Genomic DNA, 9,445 nt, shown 5'->3' with positions numbered 1-9,445 from the left:
TATTGATTAACAAGCAGTTTTTGAAGCGCTTCATCGCTGAAGTGGCGCGCATTCTACCGCCAGCAGAATGCGCGTCAAGCTTATATTTCAATTTTATTGCTTTTCCAGAGCTTCGCGCAGGCCGCTGCGTCGCGCCACGCGCCGCTGCACAGCCTGCTCGAAGATGCCCGCGCGGCTTTCGACCAGGCTGAACCAGTAACGCGCCCGCGTGATGCCGGTATAGATCAGCTCCTTGGTCAACACCGGATTGAGGCTGTCGGGCAGGATCAGCGCGCAATGGGCGAACTCCGAGCCCTGCGACTTGTGCACGGTCATGGCGAACACGGTGTCCACCGCGCTCAGACGACTGGGCAGGATATGGCGCAAGGCGCCACTGCCGTCATTGCGCGGGAACACAACGCGCAGCACCTCGCGTACAGGCGCACCTGGAAACTCAGGCGGCTCGGGCAGACGCAGCGCGATGCCGATATCGCCGTTCATTAGCCCCAGACTGTAGTCGTTGCGCGTTACCAACACGGGCCGACCTTCATACCAGCCATGCGACTGCTCAAGCAGGCCCCGCTTTACCAGCGCTTCGGCAATACGTTCGTTGAGCGCTTCCACGCCCCATGTACCTTTGCGAACCGCACAGAGCAACTGGAACTGATCGAACGCTGCCAGGACGCGACCGGCCCAACGATCCCAGGCCTGGGAGTCAGCATCTGGAGCCGGACGCTCCGCCTGCATCACCTGCAGATAATGTGCATACCCTTGCGGACGAGGCTCGCCGCCGCCCTGCCCCTCTATTAATAGTCGCTCCAGCGCACGATCCTGCTCACCTGACAAACGCAACACGTGCAAATCATGCGCACCGGTTGCCAGAGTCGCGCGGGCCGACTGCGCATCGCCCAGATTCACCGCACGCGCCAGACGCCCGATACCCGAGCCACTGCCGAAGCGGCGCGAGTGGCGCAGCATGACGATATGTTGCGCCAACGCCCTGTCACCGGGCACCAGCGCCGGGTCCTCGAGCCGCTCGCCGGTCTGGCTTTCCAGCCAAGTACGCGTCGCCTCGCTGTAGCCACCGCTTTCCGCCTCCCGGCACAGGTCCCCCAGCACCGCGCCGGCCTCCACCGACGCGAGCTGGTCCTTGTCGCCCAGCAGAATCAGGCGCGCATGCGCCGGCAAGGCATCCAGCAGGCTGGCCATCATCTCGAGGTCGATCATCGACGCCTCGTCGACCACCAGCACGTCCAGTGGCAAGGGATTGGCGGCATCGTGACGAAAATGGCGGCTGCCGGGACGACTGCCCAGCAAGCGGTGCAGCGTCGTCACCAGGGTTGGAACCTGCTCCCGCACCCGCTCGTCCAGCGCCAACGACTGCACCTGAGCGCCGATGGATTCGGTCAGCCGCGCGGCTGCCTTGCCGGTAGGCGCTGCCAGGCTCAGGCGCAGCGGCTCGCCAGAGGCCATGGCAGCCTCCTGTAACAGCGCCAGCAGACGTACCACTGTAGTCGTCTTGCCGGTTCCCGGCCCACCGGTGATCAGGGTGAAGCGCCCTTGCGCCGCCATGGCACAGGCCAGCTTCTGCCAGTCAGTGAGGCGCTGGCCGTCCACCACCAGCGGTTCGGGAAACAGTGAGGCCAGGCGCACGGCCAGATCGCTAGGCGCCGCAGCACTCGCCTGCAGGCGCCGAGCGATGTCGCCAGCCACCTGGCGCTCATAGTTCCAGTAACGGCGCATATAAAGGCAGGCGCCGCTGAGCACCAGCGGCGCCCCTTCGGATTCCAGCAGCGAGCTGCCGGCACAGGCCGCCAGCCAGGACTCCAGGCTGAGCCCGGCCAGCACCTGAGACGGCAGGATCATCGCTTCTTGCGCATCCTCGCCTTCCGGCGGCAGAGACAGGGTGAAATCCGGGTTGGCCAGCGTGGCCGCCAGATCGAGGCAGACGTGGCCCTGGCCCAGTTGGTGGCTGGCCAGTGCAGCGCCGAGCAGCAGCAAGGGCGAAGCGTCCGGGTCCAGTTCGGCGAACAGCTGCGCCAGCGCCCGATCCAGTTCACGCAGCCAGCCACGTTCGCTCCAGGTAGAAAGCAGGGCAAAGAGTTCGGCGCGATCATGCAGCGCCGACGCAAGCATCGCACTCATGCCACACCCTCCGCTGCTTCACCCATAAACAGCGCATCCAGGCGTTCGATCAACTCACGAGGCGGCCGGGCCAGGTAGGCGCCCTGCTGTGGCGCACGCAGGAACAGATAGAGCGCGCCGCCCACATGCTGGTCGTAATCGTAATCCGGCAGACGCAGACGCAGCTGTCGATGCAGCGCCAGCACATAGAGCACGTATTGCAGGTCATAGCGGTGGCTGGCGATGGCGAACTCCATCGTTTCACGGGTGTAGGCACCGTCGTCGCTACCGAGCCAGTTGGATTTGTAATCCGCCACGTAGTAACGCCCCTGATGTTCGAATACCAGATCGATGAAACCCTTGAACATGCCGTTGAGGGTATCGGCACGCAGTGGCTGCCTGGCGACGCCCGGCAACTCGCACTGCTGCACCCACTGATCCAGCAGCCTGACGTCAACGCCACGCGCCTCGAACCAGAACTCCAGCTCGGGCTGATACTGCGTCAGTTGCGCCAGCACCACGCTATCCGCGCCCGCCAGTGGGAGCGGCTGGCTCAGCAGCGCCAGCAGCCAGTCCTGCAACGGATCGATCCAGCCTTCCAGACCGCGCCGCTGGCAGCGCCTGGCCAACGCCTCGCGCAGCCTCGGTGGGTCCTGCGCAAGGGTCGCGAACCCTTCTTGCGCCGCCATTTCCAAAATGCCGTGCAGGAAGGTGCCGGGGTTTGGCCCACGCGGGAAACGATGCAGCCCCTGGGCGGATGCCGGCAGCGGCGCCAGGGCCAGCAACGGATCCTCATCGTCGATGGCGTTCTGCATCGCCGGGCTGTCGGGCGCGGCGTCTTCGTGACGACTGACCTGACTGGGGGCGTCCTCGTCCAGGCGCAGTGCACTGTAGGAGGCAATCCACCAATGTTCGGCGGCGCGTCGTATCGGCGTGCGCCAGTGTGGCTCGAACTGCCCATCTTCGATCATGCGATAACGCTGCTCACTGGCCGGCGGCACAGGCGACACGGCGCTATCGAGTGCGCTGGCGAACGGCGCGAGCCAGCTGGCAAGCTCGCCGCTGGCCGCCAGAGGCGAGCCGCCCCCGAGCAAGTAGCCCAACGCCGATTCATGCAGACGCGACTTCTTGCCGTTGCCGATCTTCAGATCCGTCACACCCAGCCAGCAGGCATGCCGGGCGCGGGTCAGCGCCACGTAGAGCAGGCGCAGGTCTTCACCCAGGCGTTCGCGCTCGGCGCGCAGCAGACTGTCGTCATCGGCCTTGAGCACCAGCTGGCGGCGTTCGCCGTCATGAATCTGCAGCGGCTTCTTGTCATCCACCGGGCGGAAGGCGCAGATGAACGGCAGGAACACCAGCGGATACTCCAGCCCCTTGGATTTGTGGATGGTCACCACACGCACCAGCGCCTCGTCGCTCTCCAGACGCAACACCTGCTCGTCGGCCGCCTGCCCCTCGCCAGCCAGCAGCTCGCCGAGGTGACGAATCAGCGCCAGTTCACCGTCGAGTTCGGCGGCAGCCTGTTGCAGCAGTTCGGCCAGGTGCAGCAGGTTGGTCAACACCCGCTCGCCATCGTCACGCCCCATCAGCCGTTGCGGCAGTTCGAAGTCCTGCAACAACTGACGCAGCATCGGCAGCACGCCCTGGCGTTGCCAGCGCTGGCGGTAGTCGCGAAATTGCATGACCCGGCGCTCCCAGGTGCGCTCATCGAGGTTGAGCTGCTCCAGCTCGCTCAACGCCAGCCCCAGCGTCGCGCTGGCCAGCGCCGCACGCAGCGGGCGATCCTGATCCGGTTCGGCGCAGGCGCGCAGCCACAGCAACAGGTCGCGTGCCTCCTGGGCAGCGAACACCGAATCCTTGTCGGAGAGGTAGACACTGCGCACGCCGCGCGCCGCCAGCTCACCGCGAATGGCTTGTGCCTCGTTGAAGTCGCGTACCAGCACAGCGATGTCGCTGGGCCGCAGGCTAGTCAGCGTGCCCTCTTTGCTAAAACCGGCCTGCCCGCGCTGGCCCAGATCCAGCAGGCGCACGATCTCGCTGGCCGCGCCGGCCGCCATGGCATCCAGATAGGCGCCCTTGGCAACCGGCTCATCGCTCGCCAGTTGCCACACCGTCAGGGCTGGCTGCGCCTGGCCATCGACGCTCCACACCTCGCGCCGGCCCTGCGCACCCACCTCGATGAAAGGCAGATCGTCACGCAGCAGGAACGCCCCCTCGCCGCCGTCACGCTGTTCGGCCCGCAGGAAAACACCGTTGACGGCATCGACCATGGCCTGGCTGGAGCGAAAGTTCTTCTCCAGGTTGTAATGCCGGCCACTGGTTGCACGGCGCGCACGCAGATAGGTGTGAATGTCAGCGCCACGGAAGGAATAGATGGCCTGCTTGGGGTCGCCGATCATGAACAGGCCGCAGTCGTCGCGGTTGGCCTCGACCTCGTAGAGCGTATCGAAGATGCGGTACTGCAGCGGGTCGGTGTCCTGGAATTCGTCGATCAGCGCCACCGGGAACTGCAGACGAATCACCTCGGCCAGACGCGCGCCGTTGCTGCCCTGCAGGGCAGCGTCCAGGCGCACGAGCATGTCGTCGAAGCCCATCTCCGCACGCTGGCGTTTCTCCCAGTCGAAGCGCTGGCGCACCCAGGCCGCAGCATGGCGCAAGGCGGCCTCGCCGGGGTCGGGCAAGGCGTCGAGCTGCGCCTTGAGCAATGCCATGGCCTCCAACGCCGGATGACTGGGCGCCTCGCCCTTCCAGGCTTCGGCCAGACCGTCGGGAGTCAGGCGGGTAAAACCCGTGCCCAGATCGAGGCGCGGTTCTTCGCTACCAGCCCAATCACGCAGTTTCTCCAGCCATGGGTTATAGAAGCGCGCCTGAATCTTCTTGCCGTCTACCTGTTTGGCCGCCACAGCCGCATCCAGCAGCAGCTGCAGCTCATCGGCCCAGGCCGGCCAGGGTGACTTGAGCTCGGCAAGCGCCTGTTCGCGCCGCTGCAACGCGCTGCCCAGCAACTCGCCCAGCGTCTGCGTCGCGCCTTCACTGTCCTCGCCCAGCAGGGGACGCAGCCTGGCGCCAAGGCCGACAGGGGCTCCCCAGACACTTGCCACCCATTGCAGCGCCGCGCCCTGCAGCGGGTAGCAGTGCTGTCGCCAGTAGTCGCGCACGACTTCGGCGAGCAGCTCGCTGTGATCGGTCTCCAGGGTCTGGCTGAACAGGCTGCCACTGTCGAAGGCATGTTCACGCAGCATGCGCTGACACCAGCCGTGGATGGTGGACACGGCGGCCTCGTCCATCCATTGCGCCGCCAGCTCCAGACGACGGGCGCACTCGTCCCACTGCGTCTGCGCGAAATCACCGCGCAACTCGCGCAGCAGGTCGTCGCCCTGGGCGTCGCCACGGAATACGGTCGCGGCTTGAACCAGGCGCGCACGGATTCGATCACGCAATTCGCGCGTGGCGGCATCGGTGAAGGTCACCACCAGAATCTGCGGCGGCAGCAGGGCCTGGCGAAACGCCGCGTCGCCCCCATGGCCGAGGATCAGCCGCAGGTAGAGCGCGGAAATGGTGAAGGTCTTGCCCGTACCGGCGCTGGCCTCGATCAGGCGGCTGCCGTGCAGGGGAAAAGTCAGGGCCAGTGGGCGCTGTCGATTCATGCGGCGTCCTCTTCGAGCGCCTGGGGATGACTGTCGAGCAGCGGCTGGTAGAACCGCTCGCTGCATGCCGGGAACTGGCCATCGACGGTCAGCGCTGCGTAATCGGGGAACTGCCGGGCCAGGCTGGCACTGCCCTGGACTTCACCGGAGAGGTTGTAGCCCCCCTCGTAGACGCTACGCGCCTTGTCCTCGTTATTGTCTTGCAGCCAGGCCAGCGAGGTTTTCAGGGCAACCGGCAACGGCGCCTGCATACCGGCATTCCAGGCTTCCAGCCAGGTGGCCAGCACACCGGCAGCATGTTCCGCAGACAGAGGTTCGAAGGCCAGGCTACGATCCTCGCCGACCAGCAGCGTGGTCAGCGGCACGCCGCAGGCCGCGGCAATGACGTGCAGCACATAGGGCCGCAGCAGGCGATGCCACTTCCAGCTCTTGTCCTTGTGCAGCGCCCCCGGTAGCAGCTCGAGGCGCGCCAGGCTGCCGTCGGCCTTCTGCCGCAGCCCGGCAAGCCAACCGTCGAGTTCAACACCAGCTGCGGCGAAAGCCAGGCGCTGCGGTGACTCCAGCACGGTCGGCCAGCACAGGCAGAGCCCCTGATACCGCCGCAACTGCGCTGGCAGTGGCTCCAGCAAGGCATTGCGATACTGTTCGCCGAAACCGGCCAGTGGCAGGACGCCACTGCGCTGCAGGCGGTCGGCTGCCAACCTCAGCGCAGCGTCGCTGTCCCCGTCGCCTGCGACCGCCGCCTTGAGCAGGGTTTCCTGCAACTGATAGCGCTGCAGACCGTCGAGGGCAAACGGCTCGCTGTCGAGTTGCACCTGCTCCTCTTCGTCGAGAAACACCTTGAGGCGGCGGGTGAAGAAACATTTCACCGGATCACGCAGGAACGATTGCAGCAGCTCGGGCGAAAGCTGCTGGCCGTCTTCCCACGCCGGCAAGGGTGCAGCGGCCTCGCCAGTCGAGACACGGCCATGCAGGGCGGCCCACTCATGGGAGTAACTGAACAGCTGCGCCTCACCATCGAAGTAGCGGCGGCTGAAGGGTTGCAAGGGGTGCTCGGTGGTCAGGCCATGCAGCAGGTCGTCGCCACCAGCCAATGTCCAGGCACTGGAAAGATGGTCGCGCAGCTGGCCGACCAGCACGGACGGCGGTCGCTCGCTGTTGTCGCGGATGCTGCGCCCTACCCAGCTGATATAGAGACGATCACGCGCCGCCAGCAGCGCTTCCAGCAGCAGGTAGCGGTCATCCTCGCGGCGTGAACGGTCACCAGGGCGGTAATCACCAGCCATCAGGTCGAAATCCAGCGGCGCCTGGCTGCGTGGATAGTCGCCATCGTTCATGCCCAGCAGGCAGACCTGGCGGAACGGGATCGCGCGCATCGGCATCAGGGTGCAGAAATTCACCGCACCGGCGAGAAACCGCTGACTCAGACGCCCCTGATCGAGCCCACCGAGCCAGGCTTCGCGCACCACCGGCAGGGTCAGCGCTTCGTCCAGCGTCGCCGCCTCGCACAGCGCCAGCCAGGCATCCAGCGCATCGAATAACTGAGTCGTCAGCACCTCTTCACGGTCGTTCTGCGCCAGGAAAAAATCGTCGAGCAAGCCGCACAGGCGTTCGCCCCACTGCACCGGCGTGGCCGGCTCGCGCAGTTGCTGCAGATGCTGGTCGAGGGTTTCCAGTAGCCGTGTCACCGGACCGATCAGCGCGGCATCGAGCCCGCCGATCTCGTCGTACGGCTCAATGCCGGCGAAGGCGTCGCCCGTACCCACCGCGTAACCCAACAGCATGCGCCGCAGGCCGAAGCGCCAGCTGTTCTGTTCCAGATTCTCGCCCAGACCGAGCGCCTGGCGCTGGGTTGCATCCAGCCCCCAGCGCACACCAGCCCCCTCCAGCCAGCGGCGCAGGGTGGGCAATTGATCCTCGGCGATGGCGAAACGCTGACGCAGCGCGGCGACATCCAGCAGATCAAGAATCTCGCTGACACTGAAGCGGCTGTCCGGCAGGCGCAACAGGTGCTCCAGCGCGATGACCATCGGCTCCTTGCCGCGCAGGCCCTGGTCGGCCAGGGTGAAGGGAATGAAACGCGGGTCGTCGCTGGCGAACTGGCCGAACACGGCCTGGATATGCGGCGCGTAGGCATTGACGTCGGGCACCATGACGATCACGTCGCGCGGGCGCAGCGTGGCGTCCTCGCTGAAACTGGCCAGCAACTGGTCGTGGAGTATCTCCACTTCGCGCTGGGCGCTGTGGGCGATGTGAAAACGCAGCGAGCGATCCCGCGCCGGGTCGACCGGCGGCCAGGTGGTCCGGGTTTCCGCCAATGGGCGCAGGTCGAGGATGTCATTTTGCAACTGGCCGAGCAGGCTGCTCTCGCTGGCCGGGCTGAACAGGTCGATGCGCTCGAACTGCTCGCGGTAACGCTGCGGCTCGTCGTACTGATCCAGCAGGTTGATGTAGTCGCGCCCCTGCTTGCCCCAGGCGGCCAGCAGCGGCTGCCCGTGCTGGTGCATGTCCTCCTGTTCGAACAGACCGATCTGGGCGCCTGGCCTGCCCTTGCGCTGCTGACGGCGATATTCGTGGCGTAGCAGGTCCTTGTCTTCGACGATATCGCCCCAGTGATGCTGACAGGGGTTGTGCACGTAGAGCATGACCTGGCTGAAACGCGCCATGGCCGCCAGCGCTTCCAGCACCTGGGCCGGCAACGAGGAGATTCCGAATACCGTGATGCGTCGTGGCAGTCCGGGTGGCGGCGCGTCCAGTTCGCCCATGCGAGCAACGAAACGCGGATGCACACCGGCGCGGCTCTCGGCCAGGTGCTGCTCGCCAACGTCCGCCAGCAAGGCGCGCCACAGCGCGGGTTGCCAGCGCGAATCGCCCTCCAGCGCCCGCTCACCGCCGCGCGAGGTGCGCAGGCGATCCTGCCCGGCGGCCCAGTCCGCCAGCCAGTCGGCACGATAGACCTGATACTGGTCGAACAGATCGGCCAGGCGCTCGGCCAGTTGGTGGCGCTTGCGCAGGTCCTGATCATCGGCGAGGAAGCGGCGTAAGGGGGCGAAGGCCTCCTCGGCCAGCAAGCCTGGCAACAGACGCATCAAACGCCAGGTCAGCGGCGCCTTGTCCAGAGGCGACTCTTGCGGAATCGCGTCCTTGCCCAGCACATTGCGGTACGCCTGCCAGAGAAAGCGCGCCGGCAGGTCGACGTCCAGTGCCGCCGCAATCCCGCAGCCATCACGCTCGGCCAGCGCCAGCTTGAGCCACTGGGCGATGCCATTGCTCTGCACCAGCAGCACTTCGTTCTCCAACGGCCGCAGCGGATAGCGCCGCATCCACTGCACCGCCAGAGCGCGCAGCTCTTCGAGGTGGTTGCCGTGAATGACGATAAGGCCGGGGGACAACTCCGGGCTGGCGGGCATCGACTGACTCCTGTCGAAAAACGAAGCGCAAGTTTGCCAGCATTTGGTGGCGAGGTGCGCCGTCAACAAGCGAGCTCTCAACTAATCGAGATGCTGAGCCTTACGTGGCGGATGGTGCCTTATCACCCGTGTTACCCGAGTGGGCGAAGACACCAGCGCCCGTTCATGCCGTATTCGCATCTAGCCGCTACATGAAGCCCAAGGTGCGCAGCTTCGTGGATCTCAGCGTGAGCATGTTTGCCAGCAAGGTAAGCAGTACCGGGTAACAATGATCTACGAATCAGC

General features: G+C 65.7%; 3 protein-coding genes. All 3 read right to left on the bottom strand.

Features of this window, described 5'->3' with window-relative positions:
* Window positions 1–93: 93 nt before the first annotated feature.
* Genes recD through recC form a run of 3 tightly spaced genes read right to left on the bottom strand, consistent with a single transcriptional unit; the run spans window position 94 to window position 9,160 of the window.
* On the bottom strand, window positions 94–2,124 hold the full coding sequence (gene recD, locus BLR77_RS19070; protein WP_074680739.1) for an exodeoxyribonuclease V subunit alpha: 2,031 nt from the start codon (window positions 2,122–2,124) through the stop codon (window positions 94–96).
* Complete coding sequence (gene recB / locus BLR77_RS19065) at window positions 2,121–5,750, bottom strand: exodeoxyribonuclease V subunit beta (RefSeq protein ID WP_074680737.1); 3,630 nt, start codon at window positions 5,748–5,750, stop codon at window positions 2,121–2,123. Before recB ends, recD begins: the two co-directional genes overlap by 4 nt.
* Window positions 5,747–9,160, bottom strand: coding sequence for an exodeoxyribonuclease V subunit gamma (recC, locus tag BLR77_RS19060; protein ID WP_074680735.1), 3,414 nt, complete (start codon window positions 9,158–9,160; stop codon window positions 5,747–5,749). The genes recB and recC overlap by 4 nt, the downstream gene beginning before the upstream one ends.
* Between the last annotated feature and the right edge of the window lie 285 nt (window positions 9,161–9,445).

Source organism: Ectopseudomonas alcaliphila (assembly GCF_900101755.1).
Lineage (GTDB): Bacteria > Pseudomonadota > Gammaproteobacteria > Pseudomonadales > Pseudomonadaceae > Aquipseudomonas > Aquipseudomonas alcaliphila.
Note: the sequence above shows the minus strand (reverse complement) of the source record. Positions and strands in the feature narration are given on the sequence as shown.